13 protein-coding genes are annotated in these 20,403 nt (G+C 63.9%); 10 read left to right on the top strand and 3 right to left on the bottom strand.

Annotated elements, in window-relative coordinates; all coding sequences use genetic code 11:
* The first annotated feature begins 7 nt into the window (after positions 1-7).
* Together QOL81_RS20290 and QOL81_RS20295 are read left to right on the top strand one after the other, a co-directional pair.
* The gene (locus QOL81_RS20290; RefSeq protein ID WP_283440007.1) at positions 8-3,334 is read left to right on the top strand and encodes a diguanylate cyclase; all 3,327 of its coding nucleotides are present in this window, start codon (positions 8-10) and stop codon (positions 3,332-3,334) included.
* A gap of 192 nt (positions 3,335-3,526) precedes the next feature.
* On the top strand, positions 3,527-3,880 hold the full coding sequence (locus QOL81_RS20295) for a DNA-binding protein (RefSeq protein ID WP_049200678.1): 354 nt from the start codon (positions 3,527-3,529) through the stop codon (positions 3,878-3,880).
* Positions 3,881-3,892: 12 nt separating this feature from the next.
* Here QOL81_RS20295 and alkA read toward each other — a convergent pair whose 3' ends face one another.
* Positions 3,893-5,383 carry a DNA-3-methyladenine glycosylase 2 gene (gene alkA / locus QOL81_RS20300; RefSeq protein ID WP_070913887.1) on the bottom strand — a complete coding sequence of 497 codons (1,491 nt, stop codon included), beginning with the start codon at positions 5,381-5,383 and terminating at the stop codon, positions 3,893-3,895.
* A 164-nt stretch (positions 5,384-5,547) separates the two neighbouring features.
* Here alkA and yegD point away from each other — a divergent pair, with 164 nt between their 5' ends.
* Both yegD and QOL81_RS20310 read left to right on the top strand, forming a co-directional pair.
* Positions 5,548-6,900, top strand: coding sequence for a molecular chaperone (gene yegD, locus QOL81_RS20305; RefSeq protein WP_048234531.1), 1,353 nt, complete (start codon positions 5,548-5,550; stop codon positions 6,898-6,900).
* 51 nt (positions 6,901-6,951) lie between these two features.
* The gene (locus QOL81_RS20310) at positions 6,952-7,518 is read left to right on the top strand and encodes a GNAT family N-acetyltransferase (RefSeq protein WP_197757155.1); all 567 of its coding nucleotides are present in this window, start codon (positions 6,952-6,954) and stop codon (positions 7,516-7,518) included.
* Here QOL81_RS20310 and QOL81_RS20315 read toward each other — a convergent pair.
* Positions 7,515-8,132 carry a pyridoxamine 5'-phosphate oxidase family protein gene (locus QOL81_RS20315; RefSeq protein ID WP_060424858.1) on the bottom strand — a complete coding sequence of 206 codons (618 nt, stop codon included), beginning with the start codon at positions 8,130-8,132 and terminating at the stop codon, positions 7,515-7,517. The genes QOL81_RS20310 and QOL81_RS20315 overlap by 4 nt on opposite strands.
* 68 nt (positions 8,133-8,200) lie before the next feature.
* Entirely contained in the window at positions 8,201-9,154 is a 954-nt protein-coding gene (locus tag QOL81_RS20320; protein ID WP_060424861.1) for an aldo/keto reductase, read from the bottom strand.
* Positions 9,155-9,427: 273 nt separating this feature from the next.
* Here QOL81_RS20320 and QOL81_RS20325 point away from each other — a divergent pair, with 273 nt between their 5' ends.
* From QOL81_RS20325 to baeR, 6 genes are read left to right on the top strand one after another with little or no spacing between them, the layout of a single operon-like run.
* Positions 9,428-10,669, top strand: a complete 1,242-nt coding sequence (locus QOL81_RS20325) for an MdtA/MuxA family multidrug efflux RND transporter periplasmic adaptor subunit (RefSeq protein ID WP_193159368.1) — start codon at positions 9,428-9,430, stop codon at positions 10,667-10,669.
* Positions 10,669-13,788 carry an MdtB/MuxB family multidrug efflux RND transporter permease subunit gene (locus QOL81_RS20330; RefSeq protein WP_283440008.1) on the top strand — a complete coding sequence of 1,040 codons (3,120 nt, stop codon included), beginning with the start codon at positions 10,669-10,671 and terminating at the stop codon, positions 13,786-13,788. The genes QOL81_RS20325 and QOL81_RS20330 overlap by 1 nt, the downstream gene beginning before the upstream one ends.
* Complete coding sequence (gene mdtC, locus QOL81_RS20335; protein WP_060424867.1) at positions 13,785-16,865, top strand: multidrug efflux RND transporter permease subunit MdtC; 3,081 nt, start codon at positions 13,785-13,787, stop codon at positions 16,863-16,865. The genes QOL81_RS20330 and mdtC overlap by 4 nt, the downstream gene beginning before the upstream one ends.
* Before the next feature lie 10 nt (positions 16,866-16,875).
* Positions 16,876-18,306: an MFS transporter gene (locus QOL81_RS20340; RefSeq protein ID WP_049202686.1), complete on the top strand. Its 1,431-nt coding sequence runs from the start codon at positions 16,876-16,878 to the stop codon at positions 18,304-18,306.
* Positions 18,303-19,685 (top strand): envelope stress sensor histidine kinase BaeS, encoded by a 1,383-nt coding sequence (baeS, locus tag QOL81_RS20345; RefSeq protein ID WP_049202687.1) that lies wholly within the window; start codon positions 18,303-18,305, stop codon positions 19,683-19,685. Before QOL81_RS20340 ends, baeS begins: the two co-directional genes overlap by 4 nt.
* On the top strand, positions 19,685-20,401 hold the full coding sequence (baeR, locus tag QOL81_RS20350) for an envelope stress response regulator BaeR (protein ID WP_060441150.1): 717 nt from the start codon (positions 19,685-19,687) through the stop codon (positions 20,399-20,401). The genes baeS and baeR overlap by 1 nt, the downstream gene beginning before the upstream one ends.
* The last annotated feature ends 2 nt before the right edge of the window (positions 20,402-20,403 follow it).

Below are 20,403 nucleotides of genomic sequence, written 5' to 3' on the forward strand. Positions count from 1 at the left end.
GGTGTCTATGGAGATCAGCGCGCCGAACACGTTCGGCACCCACAAAGGCGTCATGCTGACGCATTCCCTGTTAGTGGCGTTGGCGACGTTTCTGCTCGCCTTGCTGAGCCTGTCGCTGTCCAGCGAAGCCCGCCACTTCACGCCGCTGTGGTTCCCGACCGCCGCCGCGATCGCCGTGCTGTACCGCCACGCCCCGCGCCACTGGGGCCTGCCGCTGCTGGCCAGCGGCCTCGGCATCGTGCTCGCCAGCTTCTTGCTGTTCGGCGTCAGCGCCACTCCCGTCAAGCTGGCCGCCATCAACCTGCTGGAAGCGGCGGTTTGCGCCCTGCTGCTGCGCCGCACGCTGCCGGCGAACGATCCGCTGAGCGATCTGGGCTGCTGGCTGCGCTTTGTGGTGTGCGCCGTGATCTTCACCCCGCTGTTCAGCGCGCTGCTGGCCGCCGGGCTCTCGCCCACGCCGGATCAAACGTTCTGGCAATCGTTCGGCATCTGGTTCATCTCCGAAGCGATAGGGGTGCTGTCGCTGGCGCCGCTCGGCCTCACCTATCACCGCCGCACCTTGGCGGCGCTGAACCCCTACCCACTGCTGCTCACGCTGATGGGCTCCCTGGCCTTCAGCTACCTGGCGCTGACCTATCTGCCGTTCCCGTTCACCTTCGTCATCCTGCCGCTGCTGTGGGCCGCCATCGCGCTGCCGCGCTTCGAAGCCTTCGCCGTCTGTTTCTGCACCCTGCTGCTGATCACGGTGCTGATCTCGCTGGGCGTGCTGCACCTGCAGGCCTCTGCACACGTCTTCGGTGAGCTTGGCCTGTACTTGCCGATGCTGCTGATCCTGATCCCGGCACACGCGATGGCGATGGTGATGCACACCTTCCGGGTGGAGAAACAGCACATCGTCGAGAGCGAAAGCCGCTTTCGCAGCGCGCTGGAGTATTCCGCCATCGGCATGGCGCTGGTGTCGCCGGAGGGCAAATGGCTGCAGGTCAATCAGGCACTGTGCAAACTGCTCGGCTATACGCCGGAAGGGCTGCACCGCCTGACGTTTCAGGCCATCACCCACCCGGACGACCTCAACGCCGATCTCAGCCAGCTGCACGATCTGCTCGACGGCCACATCAGCAGCTACACCATGGAGAAACGCTATATCCGCAGCGACGGCCAGACCGTTTGGGCGCTGTTGGCCGTCTCGCTGGTGCGCGACGCCGAAGAGCAACCGCTGTACTTCATCTCTCAGGTCGAGGACATCAGCGGCCTCAAACGCAGCGAGGCGGAGAACAACCGGCTGGTGGAGCGCATTACGCTGGCCAACCAGGTGGGCGGCGTCGGCATTTGGGAATGGGTGATGAGCCAGGAAAACTTCACCTGGGATCAGCGCATGTTCGAACTCTACGATCTCAATCCCGACCAAACGCCGACGCTGGCGCTGTGGCGCACCCTGCTGGTGCCGGAAGATCGCGAGCGTACCGATCGCGAGCTGGCCGCGCTGCTGGCCGCTCCCAAGCCTTTCGTTATGGAATTTCGCATTACCACGCGCGGCGGCAAATTGCGCCATATTCGCGGCCAGGGCAACGTGATCCTCGACGACCAGGGCCAGCCGCTGCGCATGATCGGCACCAATATCGACATGACCGAGCTCAAGATCCTCGCCGAGGCGCTGCACGAAGAAAAAGAGCGCCTGCACATCACCCTCGACGCCATCGGCGAAGGGGTGATCTCCACCGACAGCCACCTGCGCATCACCTTTATGAACCCGGTGGCCGAGCAGATGTGTGGCTGGCCGCTCGAGCTGGCGATCGGCATGCCGGTCGCCGGCGTGGTGCGCCTGACCAACGGCAAAGACGGCCCGGAAATCGAAAACCTCACGCAATACCCGCGGCAGTGGCCGGCGGATTACGCGCTGGTGCTGCACAGCCGCGACGGACGTTATTTCGACGTGCAGCAGTCGGTCTCACCGCTGAAAACCCTCGATGGCGAAACCATGGGCGCGGTGATGGTGCTGCAGGACGTCACCGCCTCGCGCGAACTGATGAAAAAACTCAGCTACAGCGCCTCGCACGACGCGCTGACCGGCCTGCCGAACCGCACCCGCTTCGAGAAGCAGCTGAAGGCGGCGATCGCCGCCGGCGGGGAACCGTCGTCGCCGCATTCGCTGGTGTTCCTCGATCTGGATCGGTTCAAAGCGGTAAACGACACCGCCGGCCACGCGGCGGGAGATGCCTTGCTGCGGGACATCGCCCAGCTGATGCGGCATCAGCTGCGCAACAGCGACTGCCTGGCTCGGCTGGGCGGCGACGAGTTCGGTTTGATCCTGTTCGACTGCCGGCTGGAGCAGGCGAAATCGCTGATGCAACAGGTAGTCAGCCAAATCAGCCAGCATCCGTTCTACTGGGAAGGGAAAATTTATCGCGTCGGCGCCAGCGCCGGCATCACGCGCATCGGCGGCGACGCCAAAAGCAGCGAACTGCTGGCCCAGGCCGACATCGCCTGCTACACCGCCAAGCACCACGGCCGCGGCCAGGTTTATCTGTACGAAACGCGGCAAAAACAGATGCTGGAACGGCAGCATGAATTGCTGAACCCACAGGAGGTACAGACGATCATCAGCGAGGGGCAGCTGCGGCTGCTGACCCGCGCGGTCGCGCCGCCGGCAACGCCGCTGTCGGCCGCGTTTCACCACGTGAAACTGCAGGTGATGGCACCGGACGATCGGCCGCTGCCGCACGAGGCGTTCATCGCCGCGGCGCAGCTGTACGGCCTGATGCCGGACATCGACCGCTGGGCGGTGACGCAGCTGCTGGTATCGTACGCCGACGACATCAAGCGCAAGGGGCTGTCGCTCGCGTTGCCGCTGGCTACCGACAGCCTGCTGAACACCGACTTCCAACGCTTCCTGACGGAAACGGTGCGCGCTTCCTCGCTGCCGCCGCGGGCACAGCTGTTCAGCGTTGATGAAGCCGTGGTGCTGGAACACGCCGCGCAGTGCCGAGCGTGTCTGCGCGAACTGCAGCAGCTGGGCTGCCGACTGATCGTCAATGGCTTTGGGCATAACATCAATGCCTTCGATGAGCTGGGCGATCAGAAGATAGACATCATTCGCATCGATGAACGCTTTATCACCAACCTGCACTGCAACCAGATGGATGAGCTGATGGTCTCGATGCTCAACGGCGCGGCGCATCGGATCAAGGCGCAAACGCTCGCCGGGCCGGCCCACCAGCCGGTGACGCTGCAGGCGCTGCGCGATGTCGGCGTCGATCTGGCAGACGGCGACCAGGTGGCGCTGGAGCAGCCGTTGGCGGTTCTGCTCAGCGACGGCTACTTCGGCATCCGCTAACGCCTTCCCTCGCCGGCGCCGTCTCACGGGCGGCGCCGCACCTCTCATCTTTCACATTATGTTAACCAATACGAGATTAGTGATATAAATAACACCTGAAGCTTAAACGATTAAGTAAGATGAAGCTCCCATGCGGACATCGACGTATCCGTTGATTTTCCTCGACATGTGATAGCTCAGGGATAAGGGACTATGGAAAAGAAATGGTTTTCCGCCAGGGAACTGATGGGGAAAGCGGGGTTGCCCTCGACCCCGCAAGGGGTCAATCTGATGGCCCGACGCGAAGGCTGGGTCAGCCGCCGCCGCAGCGGCGTGCAGGGTAAAGCGCTGGAATACCATATCGACAGCCTGCCGTTCGGCGCGCGCAGCCTGTCGGCCTTACGCGAGGCCGACCATCCGGACTACGACATCAAACGCCAGGATCCTATTCGGGTCTGGATCGAGTATTACTACCATCTGACGCCGGCCGAGCGGGAAAAGCTGCTGGCGTTCCTGATGCGCGAAGGCATGAGCCGCCTGCTGCAGCTGATCGACGCCCCGCGCTAGCCCGAATGCGCCTCACTCCTCCCCTTCCGGTGCCCAACCGTCGTTGTGCCACAGGTGCAGCGTGGCGTAAGAACGCCACGGGCGCCAACGTTCGGCATAGCGTTCTATCTGGCGCGGCGTCATGCCGGGGAAACGCTGTTTGATCAGGTAATCGCCGGCCAGGAACACGTCCGGCCACGACCAGGCGCGCATGGCGATATAGCTGGCGGTCCAGCTGCCGATGCCCGGCAGCGCGGTCAGCGCCTTGATGCCCTGTTCGATATCCAGCACGTTATCGAGCTGCAGCCGCCCTTCGCCCAGCGCGCGGGCGATCTCGATCAGCGCCGCCGCGCGCTTCAGCTGTACCCCGAGCGGGCGCAGTGCTTCGGGCTGCAGCTGCGCCACCCGTTCGGCGCTAGGAAAAACGTGGGTGATGCCCTCGTGCGGCGCCGCCAGCGGTTCTCCCCAACGTTCGGCCATCCGCCCGGCGAAGGTTGCCGCCATTTTCACGCTGACCAATTGCCCCAGCACCGCACGCGCCGCCTGCTCGAAGCTGTTTACGCAGCCCGGCAAGCGCAGCCCCGGCGCATCGGCCGCCAGCGAACCCAGCGCCTCATTGATGCGATCCGGCGCGGCGTCCAAATCGAACAGCAAGCGTATGCGGCGCAGCACCTCCGTCGTCACCAAACTGAGCGCCGGCGCGATCTCTACCCTGACCCGGTTGCGCGCTTCTTCCGGCTGCACGCTGAGCCAGCCGCAATACTCCGTACCGCCTTGGCTGACTGAGATCGAACGCAGATAGCGGCGGCCCTCGACCCGCTCTACGCCCTGCACGGCGCGCGCCTGCAAGAAGTTCAGCATGCGATCCCAGTCATAGGGCGGCCGATAGCCCAGGTGGAACACCAGGCCGCTGGCGGCGGCCCGTTCACCGCGCGCGCCGCCGCTGCGCAGCGCCGACGGAATCAGGCGATAGCGCGCCTTGAACAGCTCGTTGAAACGCCGCAGGCTGCCGAAACCGGCGGCGAACGCCACCTCGCTGAGCGGCAGATCGGTGTCCGCCAACAGGCGTTTGGCTTGCAGCAGCCGGTGCGACTGCGCGTAATCGATCGGCGAAGCGCCAAATTGCTCGGCGAAGATACGCCGCAGGTGGCGATCGGAAATGCCGAGCCGCGCCGCCAGCGCTTCGCAGCTGTGTTCGGACAGATAGCCCTGCTCGATGAGCTGCACCGCCACCTGTGCATAGCGGTTGCCCAGATCGATCAGCGCCAGGCCGGGCGCCAGTTCCGGCCGGCATTTAAGACAGGGGCGAAAGCCCGCCAGCTCGGCCGCCGCTGCGCTCGGATAGAAGGTGCAGTTTTCCAGCTTCGGCGTGCGGGCGCTGCACACCGGGCGGCAATAAATGCCGGTGGAAGAGACGCCGACGAAAAAGCGGCCGTCGAATTTGCGGTCACGCGCGCGCAGCGCGTCGTACAACGCTTGCTGTTGGGTATTCATGGCAACGCTCGGGTTCGGTTTTTTCTGCATTATGGGGCTCGGCTGGCGCGCTGACGTGCGGAATTCGGACATTAAGTTAAGCATGCCGATGCCGCGCCCGCTAAATTTTTCGACACTCGCGCATCAGCGCATTGCCCACCGGCCCCGTCTCGGGTAAAGTCGCCCCCCTTCATTGGCATGGGGACAAAAAAGAGATGTTTATTGGATTCGACTATGGGACAGCCAACTGTTCCGTCGCGGTGATGCGCGACCACGGCCCCGAGCTGCTGACGCTGGAAAACAACGAGCCGTATCTGCCTTCGATGCTGTGCGCGCCGACCCGCGAAGCGGTGAGCGAATGCCTGCACCGCCATTGGCAGGTGCCGACCGGCAGCGAAGAAAACCAGCAGCTGCTGCGCCGCGCCATCAGTTACAACCGCGAAGAGGACATTCCGGTCGGCGGCGACAGCGTGCTGTTCGGCCTGCAGGCGCTGGCGCACTACATGGAAGATCCGGAAGAGGTGTACTTCGTGCGCTCGCCGAAGTCCTTCCTCGGCGCCAACGGCCTGAAGCCGCAGCAGATCGCCCTGTTCGAAGACCTGGTCTGCGCCATGATGTTCCACATCAAACGCCAGGCGGAAAACGTGCTGCAGGCCGGTATCGATCAAGCGGTGATCGGCCGACCGATCAACTTCCAGGGCATCGGCGGCGAAGAGGCCAACCGGCAGGCGCAGGGCATTTTGCAGCGCGCCGCCGAACGCGCCGGTTTCAAAGAGATTGAATTCCAGTTCGAGCCGGTGGCGGCAGGGCTGGACTTCGAGGCGACGCTGAGCGAAGAGCAAACCGTGCTGGTGGTGGACATCGGCGGCGGCACCACCGACTGCTCGGTGCTGCTGATGGGCCCGCAGTGGCGCGACCGCGCCGATCGTCAGCAGAGCCTGCTGGGCCACAGCGGCTGCCGGGTCGGCGGTAACGATCTGGACATCATGTTGGCCTTCAAACAGCTGATGCCGCTGTTCGGCCTGGGCGGCGAAACCGGGAAAGGCATCGCCCTGCCGGCGCTGCCTTACTGGAACGCGGTGGCGACCAACGACGTACCGGCGCAAAACGACTTCTACAGCGCCGCCAATGGCCGCGTGCTGCGCGATCTGATCCTCGACGCGGCGGAGCCGGAAAAGGTCAAACGCCTGCTGAAAGTGTACCAGCAGCGCCTGAGCTACCGGCTGGTGCGCGCGGCCGAAGAGAGTAAGATAGCCCTGTCAGGCCAAACCGCCATCAGCGCGCCGCTCAGCTTCGTCCAGGCCGATCTGGCGGAAAGCATCAGCCAGGATCAGCTCGCCGACGCCATCTCACAGCCGTTGATGCGCATCCAGGAGCAGGTCAGCGCCGCGTTGGCCAGCAGCCAGACCGCGCCGCAGGTGATCTACCTGACCGGCGGCAGCGCGCGTTCGCCGCTGCTGCGCGCCGCGCTGCAACAGCAGCTGCCGGGCATTCCGATCGTCGGCGGCAACGACTTCGGCTCGGTCACCGCCGGGCTGGCGCGCTGGGCGCAAACGCTGTTCCGTTGACTGCCCAAGGGCGCGGCTCGCCGCGCCCTTGCTCATTGGAGGCTATGCATCATGTCCACCATCCTTACCCTCGACAGCGACAGGCTGCGGCTGCGCCCCTGGCGCGACGACGATCTGCCGGCCTTCGCCGCGCTTAACGCCGATCCGCAGGTGATGCGCTATTTCCCGGCGACGATGACGGCCGAAGAAAGCCACGCGCAGGCCGAACGCATCCGCGCCTTCATGCAGCAACATGGCTGGGGGCTATGGGCGGTGGAAGTGAAAGGCGGCGCGCCCTTTATCGGTTTTGTCGGGCTGGCGCGGCCGGGCGACGATCTGCCTTGCTCCCCCTGCGTGGAGATCGGTTGGCGGCTGGCGGCGGCCCACTGGGGCAACGGCTACGCCGCTGAAGCGGCACGCACTGCGCTGGCGTGTGCCTTCGACACGCTGCACTTGCCGGAAGTGGTGTCCTTCACCGCCGAAAACAACCAGCCGTCGCGCCGGGTGATGGAGCGCATCGGCATGCACTTTGACGGCGAAACCTTCCTGCACCCGCGCCTGCCGGCGGGGCACCCGCTGCAAAAACATGTCTTGTACCGGCTGAACCGGCAAACGTGGCGCGAACGCCGCGGCGATTAATACAGCGTATCCTTCAGCCGCTGCGGCAGCGCCTGGTCGTACTCCTCACCGTCGAAGCGCGTTTGGCTCACCGCGGCCAAAATATGGCCGGGGCTGGGCAGCGCCGAACGTTCGAGGCGGCTGCCCTCTTCCCAAAGTCCCGAACGCAAGATCGCCCGGCTGCACTGGAAGAACACCGCCTCCACCCGAATGCGCAACACCGAACGCGGCAGCTGATTGCGGTGGGCGAAGCGCTGCAGCACCGCCGGCGCCACCACGATCTCCGCCCGCCCGTTAATCCGCAGCGTTTCGCCGATGCCAGGGATCAGCAGCAGCAGCGCCACCCGGTTGTCGTGCAGAATATTGCGCAGGCTATCGATGCGGTTATTGCCGCGCCGATCCGGCAGCAGCAGGGTTTTCTCGTCTTCGATGTGGAGAAAACCGGCCGGATCGCCGCGCGGCGAGACATCCATGCCGTCCGGCCCGACCGTCGAGAGGGCGGCAAACGGCGCCGCCTCGATAAACGGGCGGTACGCCGGGTGGATATAGCTGACTTCTTTAAAAACCGAGGGGGCGCCGGGTTTGCCGTACAGCTGTTCCAGCGTCGCGAGGTCGTTGATGGTATCACCAGACATTGCGGTTTCCTGAATGGGCCATGTTGACCCCTTCAGCATAGAGCAAAATCGCCGCCGGGTAACGCGCCTTACCCGGCGCTGGCGTGGTTCAGCGCCTGGATGTCGTCCGCATCCAGCGTCAGGTGCGTGGCGCTGACCAACTCATCCAGCTGCGGCAACGAGGTGGCGCTGACGATCGGCGCGGTGATGCTCGGGCGCGCAATCAGCCAGGCCAGCGAGACCTGCGCCGGGGAGGTGCCGTGCTTACCAGCCACCTGATCCAGCGCCGCCAGAATGCGGAAGCCGCGCGGGTTAAGGTAGCGTTCGACGATGCGATCACCGCGCTGGCTTTTGCCCTCATCCGCTTTGCTGCGGTATTTGCCGGTCAGGAAACCGCTGGCCAGCGCGAAGAAGTTGATCACCCCGAGACCATGGCGCTGCGCCACGCCTTCCAGCTCGGCTTCATACCCTTCGCGCGCATACAGATTGTATTCCGGCTGCAGGGTTTCGTAGCGCGCCAGCCCGTTGCTTTCACTCACCCGCAGCGCTTCTTCCAGGCGATCCGCCTGATAGTTGGAGGCGCCAATCGCCCGCACCTTGCCGGCCTTGATCAGCGCATCGAACGCCGCCAGCGTCTCTTCTAACGGCGTATCGCGGTCATCGTCGTGCGATTGGTAAAGATCGATATAATCGGTTTGCAGGCGGCGCAGCGAGTCTTCCACCGCCTGCCGAATATAGCGCGGCGACAGCCCCTGTTTGCCTTCGCCCATCGGTTTGCCCACTTTGGTGGCAATGATCACCTGGTCGCGCTTGCCGCTCTTCTTGAGCCATTCGCCGATGACGGTTTCCGATTCGCCGCCCCGATTGCCCGGTGCCCAGCTGGAATAAACGTCGGCGGTGTCGATAAAGTTGAGCTGATTGTCCACCAGCGCATCCAACAGGCTGAAAGAGGTCGCTTGATCCGCCGTCCAGCCGAACACGTTGCCGCCGAAGGTCAACGCCGGCACCTGAATGCCCGAACGGCCCAGTTGTTTTTTGCTCATTGATAGAGGCTCCATGGGTTAAATAATTCGCTCGTTAATTATTAGCGCCAAGTACAGAAAGTCGTTAAAACGCATTGGCTATAAGTTAAAACCCAACGCTTATAAACAGCGTAGGCAACAATCGTTAACTTATTCGGAAAATGCTGACGGTTCCTCCTTATTTCCTTCATTTTTATGCCGCTTTGGCTGGCTAAACTAGTATTCTGTAAGGAGTGTCACTTTTGTGGCAATGCGTGCCCGCACGGTTGTCCTCTGGAGAGAATTTTCGCCGCCATGAATGCAAAACCCCAACGTCGTTCCCTGATGCTGCGCCTGCTGGTTGCCGCCATCGTGGCCATTGTCGCCGTGCTGATTTGGCGTCATTTCAACGCCGCGCCGCCGGCCGCTGAAACACCGGCGGCAGCCCGCCCTGCCGGCGGTGCCAAAGGAGCGGCCACCGGTGGCAAACGCCGCGGCAATCTGTCGCCGGTTCAGGTGGCCACGGCCACGCAGCAATCCGTGCCGAGCTATCTGATTGGGCTGGGCACCGTCACCGCCGCCAATACCGTTACCGTCACCAGCCGGGTCGACGGCCAACTGATGACGTTGCACTTCACCGAAGGGCAGCAGGTGAAAGCCGGCGATCTGCTGGCGGAAATCGATCCCCGGCCATTCCAGGTCCAGTTGACCCAGGCTCAGGGGCAGCTGGCGAAGGATCAGGCGACGCTGGCCAACGCCCGGCGCGATCTGGCCCGCTACCAGCAACTGGTGAAAACCAATCTGGTCTCTCGCCAGGAGCTGGACACGCAGGCCTCGCTGGTGCAGCAGACCGAAGGGTCCATCAAGGCCGATCAGGGCGCGGTGGACAGCGCTCAGCTGCAGCTGACCTACAGCAAAATCATCGCCCCGATCTCCGGCCGCGTGGGCCTCAAACAGGTCGATATGGGCAACTACATCACCAGCGGCTCCACCGCCATCGTGGTGATCACGCAAACGCATCCGATCGACGTGGTGTTCACGCTGCCGGAAAGCACCATCAGCGACATCATGAAGGCGCAAAAGGCCGGCCCGGTCAGCGTCGAAGCCTGGGGGCGCACCAACAAGACCCTGTTGGCGCAGGGCAATCTGCTCAGCCTGGATAACCAGATAGACACCACCACCGGCACCATCAAGCTGAAGGCGCAGTACGCCAACCAGGACGACGCGCTGTTCCCCAATCAGTTCGTCAATGCGCGGCTGAAAGTCGCCACGTTGCAAAACGCCATCGTGGTGCCGACCGCCGCCGTGCAGATGGGCAACGAAGGCAACTTCGTCTGGACGATGGACGATGAGAATAAAGTCAGCAAACGCCTGGTCACCGTCGGCATTGAAGACAGCCAAAACGTGGTCATCGCCAGCGGCCTGAACGCCGGGCAACGCGTGGTGACCGACGGCATCGACCAACTGACGGAGGGCATGAAGGTTGAGGTGGTGACGCCGCAAACCAAAGCGGCCGGCGGCAACGCCGCACCGCACGCCAAGCGGGAGAAAGCCTGATGCAGGTGATGACGCCGAACCCCGGCGGCGGCCCGTCCCGCCTGTTTATTCTGCGCCCGGTCGCCACCACGCTGCTGATGGTGGCGATCCTGCTGGCGGGGATCATCGGCTACCGCGCGCTGCCGGTTTCCGCCCTGCCGGAAGTGGACTACCCGACCATTCAGGTGGTGACGCTGTACCCCGGCGCCAGCCCGGACGTGGTGACCTCTGCCATCACCGCGCCGCTGGAGCGCCAGTTCGGCCAGATGTCCGGCCTCAAACAGATGCTGTCACAGAACTCCGGCGGCGCCTCGGTGATCACCCTACAGTTCCAGCTGGCGCTGTCGCTGGATATTGCCGAGCAGGAGGTGCAGGCGGCGATCAACTCCGCCACCAACCTGCTGCCGACCGATCTGCCCTATCCGCCAATCTACAGCAAGGTTAACCCCGCCGATCCGCCGATCCTGACGCTGGCCGTCACCTCCACCGCCATGCCGATGACGCAGGTGGAAGACATGGTGGAAACTCGCGTGGCGCAAAAAATTTCCCAAGTGACCGGCGTCGGTCTGGTCACCCTTTCCGGCGGCCAGCGCCCGGCAGTACGCGTGAAGCTCAACGCGCCGGCCATGGCGGCCAACGGGCTCGACAGCGAAACCGTACGCACCGCCATCACGGCCGCCAACGTCAACTCCGCCAAAGGCAGCCTGGACGGCCCGACCCGCTCGGTCACCCTGTCCGCCAACGATCAGATGAAGTCCGCCGATGAGTACCGGCGGCTGATCGTCGCCTACAAAAACGGCGCGCCGATCCGCCTGCAGGACATCGCCACCGTCGAACAGGGTGCGGAAAACACCCGGCTGGCGGCCTGGGCCAACAAGCAGCTGGCGATCGTGCTGAACATTCAGCGCCAGCCCGGCGTCAACGTCATCACCACCGCCGACAGCATTCGCGAAATGCTGCCGACGCTGATTAAAAGCCTGCCCAAGTCGGTCGACGTCAAAGTGCTGACCGACCGCACCACCACCATTCGCGCCTCGGTCAGCGACGTGCAGTTCGAGCTGCTGCTGGCGATCGCGCTGGTGGTGATGGTGATTTACGTGTTCCTGCGCAACGTGCCGGCAACCATTATCCCCAGCGTGGCGGTGCCGCTGTCGCTGGTCGGCACCTTCGCCGCCATGTACTTCCTCGGTTTCTCCATCAACAACCTGACGCTGATGGCGCTGACCATCGCCACCGGCTTCGTGGTGGACGACGCCATCGTGGTGATCGAGAACATCTCGCGCTACATCGAGAAAGGCGAAAAACCGCTCGACGCCGCGCTGAAAGGGGCCGGCGAAATCGGCTTCACCATCATCTCGCTGACCTTCTCGCTGGTGGCGGTGCTGATCCCGCTGCTGTTCATGGGCGACATCGTCGGCCGCCTGTTCCGCGAGTTCGCCGTGACGCTGGCGGTGGCGATTCTGATCTCCGCCGTGGTGTCGCTGACGCTGACGCCGATGATGTGCGCCCGTCTGTTGAGCCATGAGTCGCTGCGCAAGCAGAACCGTTTCTCCGCTGCCTCGGAACGTTTCTTCGAACGCGTGATCGCCGGCTACGGCCGCTGGCTGAAAGTCGTGCTCGCCCACCAGTGGCTGACGCTGTGCGTGGCGTTGAGCACCCTGGCCGTCACCGTGCTGCTCTACCTGTTCATCCCCAAAGGCTTCTTCCCGATTCAGGATAACGGCCTGATCCAGGGCACGCTCGAAGCGCCGCAGTCGGTGTCGTTCAGCAAAATGGCGGTGCTGCAACAGCAGGTCGCCGCGCAGGTGCTGCAAGATCCGGCGGTAGAGAGCCTGACCTCGTTTATCGGCGTCGACGGCACCAACGCCGCCCTCAACAGCGGCCGGCTGCAGATCAACCTGAAGCCGCTGAGCGAACGCAGCGACAGCCTGCAGACCATCATCGACCGGATGCAGGAGAAGGCGGCAGCGCTGCCCGGCCTGAAGCTCTATCTGCAACCGGTGCAGGATCTGACCATCGACACCCAGGTCAGCCGCACGCAGTACCAGTTCACCCTGCAGGCGATGTCCCTCGAGCAGCTCAGCCAATGGGTGCCGCAGCTGGTCGACGAACTGCGGCAGACGCCCGAGCTGCAGGACGTCAGCAGCGACTGGCAGGATCAGGGGCTGGAGGCCTATATCAACGTCGATCGCGACTCGGCGTCGCGCCTCGGCATCCAGATGAGCGACGTGGACAGCGCGCTGTACAACGCCTTCGGCCAGCGCCTGATCTCCACCATCTACACCCAGGCCAACCAGTACCGCGTGGTGCTGGAGCATGACGTGCAGGCGACGCCGGGGCTGGCGGCGCTGAACGATATCCGCCTCACCAGCAGTACCGGCGCCGTGGTGCCGCTGAATACCCTCGCCAAAATCGAACAGCGCAACGGGCCGCTGGCGATCAACCACCTCGATCAGTTCCCGGCGACCACCGTCTCCTTCAACGTGGCGGAGGGCTACTCGCTGGAAGAAGCGGTCAACGCCATTACCCAGGTCGAGAAGACCCTGGCGATGCCGAAAGACATCACCACCAAGTTCCAGGGCGCGACCCTGGCCTTCCAGGCGGCGCTCGGCAGCACGCTGTGGCTGATCCTGGCGGCGGTGGTGGCGATGTATATCGTGCTGGGCGTGCTGTATGAAAGCTTCATCCATCCGGTCACCATCCTCTCCACCCTGCCGACCGCCGGGGTCGGCGCGCTGCTGGCGCTGATGCTGGCGGGCAGCGAGCTGGACGTGATCGCCATCATCGGTATTATCCTGCTGATCGGCATCGTGAAGAAAAACGCCATCATGATGATCGACTTCGCCCTGGCCGCCGAACGCGAGCAGGGCATGAAGCCCTATGACGCCATCTATCAGGCCTGCCTGCTGCGTTTTAGGCCGATCCTGATGACCACGCTGGCCGCCCTGCTTGGCGCGCTGCCGCTGATGCTCAGCACCGGCGTCGGCGCGGAGCTGCGCCGGCCGCTCGGCATCTGCATGGTCGGCGGCCTGATCATGAGCCAGATCCTGACGCTGTTCACCACCCCGGTGATTTACCTGCTGTTCGATAAACTGGCGCGCAACACCCACGCCAAAGAAGAAGCGCGGGAGACACCGTGAAATTCTTCTCGCTGTTTATCTTCCGGCCGGTAGCCACCACCCTGCTGACGCTGGCGATCGCGCTGGCGGGCGCGCTGGGCTTCAGCCTGCTGCCCGTCGCGCCGCTCCCGCAGGTGGACTACCCGGTGATCTCCGTCACCGCAACCTTGCCGGGCGCCGATCCGGAAACCATGGCGACCTCGGTCGCCACCCCTCTGGAGCGCGCGCTCAGCCGCATCGCCGGGGTTAACGAAATGACCTCAATGAGCTCACTCGGCAGCACCCGCGTGATCCTGCAGTTCGATCTCAGCCGCGACATCAACGGCGCGGCGCGCGACGTGCAGGCGGCGATCAACGCCGCGCAAAGCCTGCTGCCCTCCGGCATGCCGAGCCGCCCAACCTATCGGCAGATGAACCCGTCGGACGCACCGATCATGATCCTGACGCTCACCTCCGACACCTACAGCCAGGGGCAACTTTACGACTTCGCCTCCACCCAGCTGGCGCAGAAAATCGCCCAGACCGAGGGCGTCGGCGACGTCACCGTCGGCGGCAGCTCGCTGCCTGCGGTGCGGGTGGAGCTGAATCCTTCCGCGCTGTTTAACCAGGGCGTATCGCTGGACAGCGTGCGCCAGGCCATCAGCAACGCCAACCTGCGCACGCCGCTCGGCTCGGCCGAAAGCCAGGACAAGCGCTGGCAGATCCAGAGCAACGACCAGATCAAGAAGGCCGAGGGCTACAAGCCGCTGATCGTGCATTACAACAACGGCTCCGCCGTCCGGCTGAGCGACGTCGCCAACGTCATCGACTCGGTGCAGGACGTGCGCAACGCCGGGATGACCAACGCCCAACCGGCGATCCTGCTGGTGGTCAGCCGCTCGCCGGACGCCAACATCATCGCCACCGTCGATCGCATCCGCGCCGAGCTGCCCGATCTGGAGGCCAGCATTCCGGCCTCGATCAAGCTGAACATCGCGCAGGATCGCTCGCCGACCATTCGCGCCTCGCTGGCGGAAGTGGAGCAATCGCTGGTCATCGCCATCGCGCTGGTGATCCTGGTGGTGTTCGCCTTCCTGCGCTCCGGCCGCGCCACGCTGATCCCCGCCGTCGCGGTGCCGGTGTCGTTGATCGGCACCTTCGCCGCCATGTACCTGTGCGGTTTCAGCCTCAACAACCTGTCGCTGATGGCGCTGACCATCGCCACCGGCTTCGTGGTGGACGACGCCATCGTAGTGCTGGAAAACATTTCCCGCCACGTGGAAGCCGGCATCAAGCCGCTGCAGGCGGCGCTGCAAGGGATACGCGAGGTCGGCTTTACCGTGCTTTCGATGAGCATGTCGCTGGTGGCGGTATTTATTCCGCTGCTGCTGATGGAGGGGCTGCCGGGGCGCCTGTTCCGCGAGTTCGCCGTTACCCTGTCGGTGTCTATCGGGCTGTCGCTGATCATCTCGCTGACGCTCACGCCGATGATGTGCGCCTACCTGCTGCGCCCGCAAACGGAACGCGCGCAGCAGCGCGTGCGCGGCTTCGGCAAGCTGTTGATGAAACTGCAGCAGGGCTACGGCCGCTCGCTGCACTGGGTGCTCGACCATGCCCGATGGGTGCTGGCGATCCTGCTGGCGACGGTGGCGCTGAACGTCTGGCTGTATATCAGCATCCCGAAAACCTTCTTCCCGGAACAGGATACCGGCCGTCTGATGGGGTCGATTCAGGCCGATCAGAGCATTTCGTTCCAGGCCATGCGCCAGAAACTGCAGGATTTCATGACCATCGTGCGCGACGATCCGGCGGTGGATAACGTCACCGGCTTCACCGGCGGTTCGCGCACCAACAGCGGTTCGATGTTCATCGCGCTTAAACCGCTGTCCGAACGCAAAGAGAGCGCGCAGCAGGTGATCGCTCGACTGCGCGCCAAGCTGGCGAAAGAGCCCGGCGCCAGCCTGTTCCTGATGGCGGTGCAGGATATCCGTGTCGGCGGCCGGCAGGCCAACGCCAGCTATCAGTACACGCTGCTGTCGGACGATTTGAGCGCCCTGCGCACCTGGGAGCCGAAAATCCGCACCGCGCTGGCCGCCCTGCCGGAGCTGGCGGACGTCAACTCGGATCAGCAGGATAAAGGCTCGGAGATGGATCTGATTTACGATCGCGACACCATGTCGCGCCTCGGCATCTCGGTGTCCGACGCCAACAACCTGTTGAACAACGCCTTCGGCCAACGGCAGATCTCGACCATCTATCAGCCGCTCAACCAATACAAGGTGGTGATGGAAGTGGCGCCTCCTTACACCCAGGACGTGAGTTCGCTGGACAAAATGTTCATCATCAACAGCGAAGGCAAGGCGATACCGCTCTCCTATTTCGCGCATTGGCAGCCGGCCAATACGCCGCTGGCGGTCAACCACCAGGGGCTGTCCGCCGCCTCCACCATCTCGTTCAACCTGCCGCTCGGGGCCAGCCTGGGCGACGCCACCGACGCCGTCACCCGCGCCATGACCCAGCTCGGCGTACCGCCTACGGTGCGCGGCGCCTTCGCCGGCACCGCCCAAGTGTTCCAGGACACCCTGAAATCGCAGGTGATCCTGATCCTGGCGGCGATCGCCACGGTGTACATCGTGCTCGGTGTGCTGTACGAGAGCTATATCCATCCGCTGACCATCCTCTCCACGCTGCCTTCCGCCGGCGTGGGCGCGCTGCTGGCGCTCGAGCTGTTCAGCGCGCCGTTCAGCCTGATTGCGCTGATCGGCATCATGCTGCTGATCGGCATCGTGAAGAAAAACGCCATCATGATGGTCGACTTCGCGCTCGAGGCGCAGCGCAACGGCGGCATCAGCGCCCGCGAGGCGATTTTCCAGGCCAGCCTGCTGCGTTTCCGGCCGATCATGATGACCACGCTGGCGGCGCTGTTCGGCGCGCTGCCGCTGGTGCTGGCCAGCGGCGACGGCGCGGAGCTGCGCCAGCCGCTCGGCATCACCATCGCCGGCGGCCTGGTGATGAGCCAGCTGCTGACGCTGTACACCACGCCGGTGGTCTATCTTTACTTCGACCGGCTGCAGGCGAAGTTCCGCCGCAGTAAGCAACTGGCCCCACTGCCCCATTAATGGCCGACCGATGCTGATGAAACACGCCGCCACGGTACGCTGGCAACTCTGGATAGTGGCATTCGGCTTCTTTATGCAGACGCTGGATACCACTATCGTCAACACCGCCCTGCCCTCGATGGCCGCCAGCCTGGGGGAGAACCCGCTGCGCATGCAGTCGGTGATCGTCTCCTATGTGCTGACGGTGGCGGTAACGCTGCCGGCCAGCGGCTGGCTGGCGGACAAGGTCGGCGTACAGCGGGTGTTTTTCAGTGCCATCGTGCTGTTCACCCTCGGCTCCATTCTCTGCGCCCGCTCGGAAACCCTGAACGAACTGATCGCCTCGCGCGTGATTCAGGGCATCGGCGGCGCGATGATGGTGCCGGTCGGCCGCCTGACGGTGATGAAGATCGTGCCGCGCGAGCAGTACATGGCGGCGATGACCTTCGTGACGCTGCCGGGCCAGATCGGCCCGCTGATGGGACCGGCGCTGGGCGGCTTTCTGGTGCAATACGCCAGCTGGCACTGGATTTTCCTGATCAATATTCCGGTGGGCATCGTAGGCGCCATCGCCACGCTGCTGCTGATGCCCAACTACCAAATGCAGACCCGACGCTTCGACCTCAGCGGCTTTATCCTGCTGGCGATCGGCATGGCGTCGCTGACGCTGGCGCTCGACGGCCACAAGGGCATGGGGCTCTCCGGCAGCGCCATCGCCGGCCTGGTGGCGCTGGGCGTTGCGGCGCTGTTGGGGTATGTTTGGCATGCCTACGGCAATAGCCGCGCCCTGTTCTCGCTGCGGCTGCTGCGCACCCCGACTTACAAGATCGGGCTGCTGGCCAGCCTGCTGGGACGCATCGGCAGCGGCATGCTACCGTTCATGACGCCGCTGTTCCTGCAGGTGGGCATGGGTTTCACGCCGTTCCACGCCGGGCTGATGATGATCCCGATGATCATCGGCAGCATGGGCATGAAACGCATCGTGGTGCAGGTGGTCAACCGCTTTGGCTACCGCAACGTGCTGGTGGCCGCCACGCTGCTGCTGGCGCTGGTCAGCCTGAGCTTCCTGTTGGCGGCGATGCTCGGCTGGCTGTGGCTGCTGCCGGTGGTGCTGTTCTTCCAGGGGATGGTCAACTCGCTGCGCTTCTCGGCGATGAACACCCTGACGCTGAAAGACCTGCCGGATCGGCTGGCCAGCAGCGGCAATAGCCTGTTGTCGATGGTCATGCAGCTGTCGATGAGCCTTGGCGTCAGCGTTGCCGGCATCTTGATCGGCAGCTTCGCCCATCACCAGGTGGTAGCCGACAGCCCGGCCATCCACAGCGCATTTATTTACAGCTACTGCTGTATGGCGTTGATTATCGCTCTGCCCGCACTGGCCTTCGCGCGCGTGCCGGCCGATAGCGCGCCCAACCGCACGCTGACCAAAGAGCCGGGTACCGGTTCAACGAGGTTGCAATGAAGATAGGCATTACCGGGAAACTGTTCCTGGCCATTTTCGCCACCTGCATGCTGGTGCTGATCACCATGCATTGGGGGGTGCGCGTCAGCTTTGAACGCGGCTTTATCGACTACATCAAGCACAGCAACGAGCAGCGCATCAATATGCTGAGCGAAGCGCTGGAGGAACAGTACAGCCACCACGGCAACTGGGTGTTCCTGCGCAACAACGATCAAGTGATCTACCAGATCATGCGCTCGTTCGAACAGAACAGCGACAGCAGCCACAACCTGCCGCCCAAGGGCTGGCGCACCCAGTTTTGGGTGGTGGACAGCCAGTTCAACCGCCTGGTAGGCCACTCCGGGCCGGTCCCGAAAGAGGGCCCGCGCCACCCGATCCGCTACAACAACGAGATCGTCGGCTGGGTGATCACCACCCCGGTCGAGCGCCTGACGCGCAACACCGACATCAACTTCGATCGCCAGCAGCGGCGCACCAGCTGGATTATCGTCGCGCTCTCCACCCTGCTGGCGGCGGCGGTGACCTGGCTGCTGTCGCGCGGCATGCTGGCCCCGGTCAAGCGCCTGGTGGCGGGCACCCATCGCCTGGCGGCGGGCGATTTCACCACCCGCGTGGCGGTCAGCAGCCAGGATGAACTGGGCCGGCTAGCGCACGACTTCAACCAGTTGGCCACCTCGCTGGAGAAAAACGAACAGATGCGCCGCGCTTTTATGGCCGACGTCTCGCACGAGCTGCGCACGCCGCTGGCGGTGCTGCGGGGCGAGCTGGAGGCGCTGCAGGACGGCGTGCGCCAGCCGACGCCGGCGTCGCTCAGTTCGCTGCAGGCCGAGGTGTCTACCCTGACTAAATTGGTCGACGATCTGCACCAGCTGTCGCTTTCCGATCTCGGTGCGCTGGCCTATCGCAAATCGTCGGTGGACTGCGTGCACCTGCTGCAGATCGCCGTCGCCGCCTTTCGCGAACGCTTCCGCGCCAAAGGGCTGGAGATCGTTACGCATCTGCCGGCCCAGGCGCCGCTGTTCGGCGATCCCGACCGTTTGAACCAGCTGTTCAATAACCTGCTGGAAAACAGCCTGCGCTACACCGACGCCGGCGGCCGGCTGGAAATCAGCGCCGAGCTGCAGCCAGGGCGGCTGTTCCTCTACTGGCAGGACAGCGCGCCGGGCATCAGCGATCAGCAGCTGACGCGCATTTTCGAACGTTTCTACCGGGCGGAAGGTTCACGCAACCGCGCCAGCGGCGGTTCCGGGCTGGGGCTGGCGATCTGCCACAACATCGTGGAAGCCCACGACGGGAAAATCCGCGCCGAGCATTCGCCTTTAGGCGGCGTGCGCATTACAGTAGAATTTGCTACCCCGATAAAAAATAAGGCGCCCTGATGGACATTCAGAATCACCCCGTGCAGATCATGATTGTTGAAGATGAGCCCAAGCTGGGCCAGCTGCTGGTGGACTATCTGCAGGCGGCGGGTTACGCCACCCGCTGGCTGACCAACGGCAACGAGGTGGTGCCGACCGTGCACCAGCATCCGCCGGCGCTGATTTTGCTCGACCTGATGTTGCCGGGTGCCGACGGCCTGACGGTGTGCCGCGAGCTGCGCCGCTTCAGCGACGTGCCTATCGTGATGGTGACGGCGAAAATCGAAGAGATCGATCGCCTGCTGGGGCTGGAGATCGGCGCCGACGATTACATCTGCAAACCCTACAGCCCGCGCGAAGTGGTGGCGCGGGTGAAAACCATTCTGCGCCGCAGCTATCGGCCGCAGGAGAGCGCGCGGGAAGATGACCTGCTGCACATCGATGAGCCGCGTTTCCAGGCCAGCTATCAGGGGCAGTTGCTGGATCTGACGCCGGCGGAATTCCGCCTGCTGAAAACGCTGGCCAGCCAGCCGGGCAACGTGTTTTCACGCGAGCAGCTGCTGAACAACCTGTATGACGACTATCGGGTGGTCACCGATCGCACCATCGACAGCCACATCAAAAACCTGCGCCGCAAGCTGGAACTGATCGACGGGGAAAAATCCTTTATTCGCTCGGTATACGGCGTGGGCTACCGCTGGGAAGCCGAGCCCTGCCGGCTGGTGAATGGGGTTTAGGG

The organism is Serratia sp. CC22-02, assembly GCF_900182895.1.
Taxonomy (GTDB): domain Bacteria; phylum Pseudomonadota; class Gammaproteobacteria; order Enterobacterales; family Enterobacteriaceae; genus Serratia; species Serratia nevei.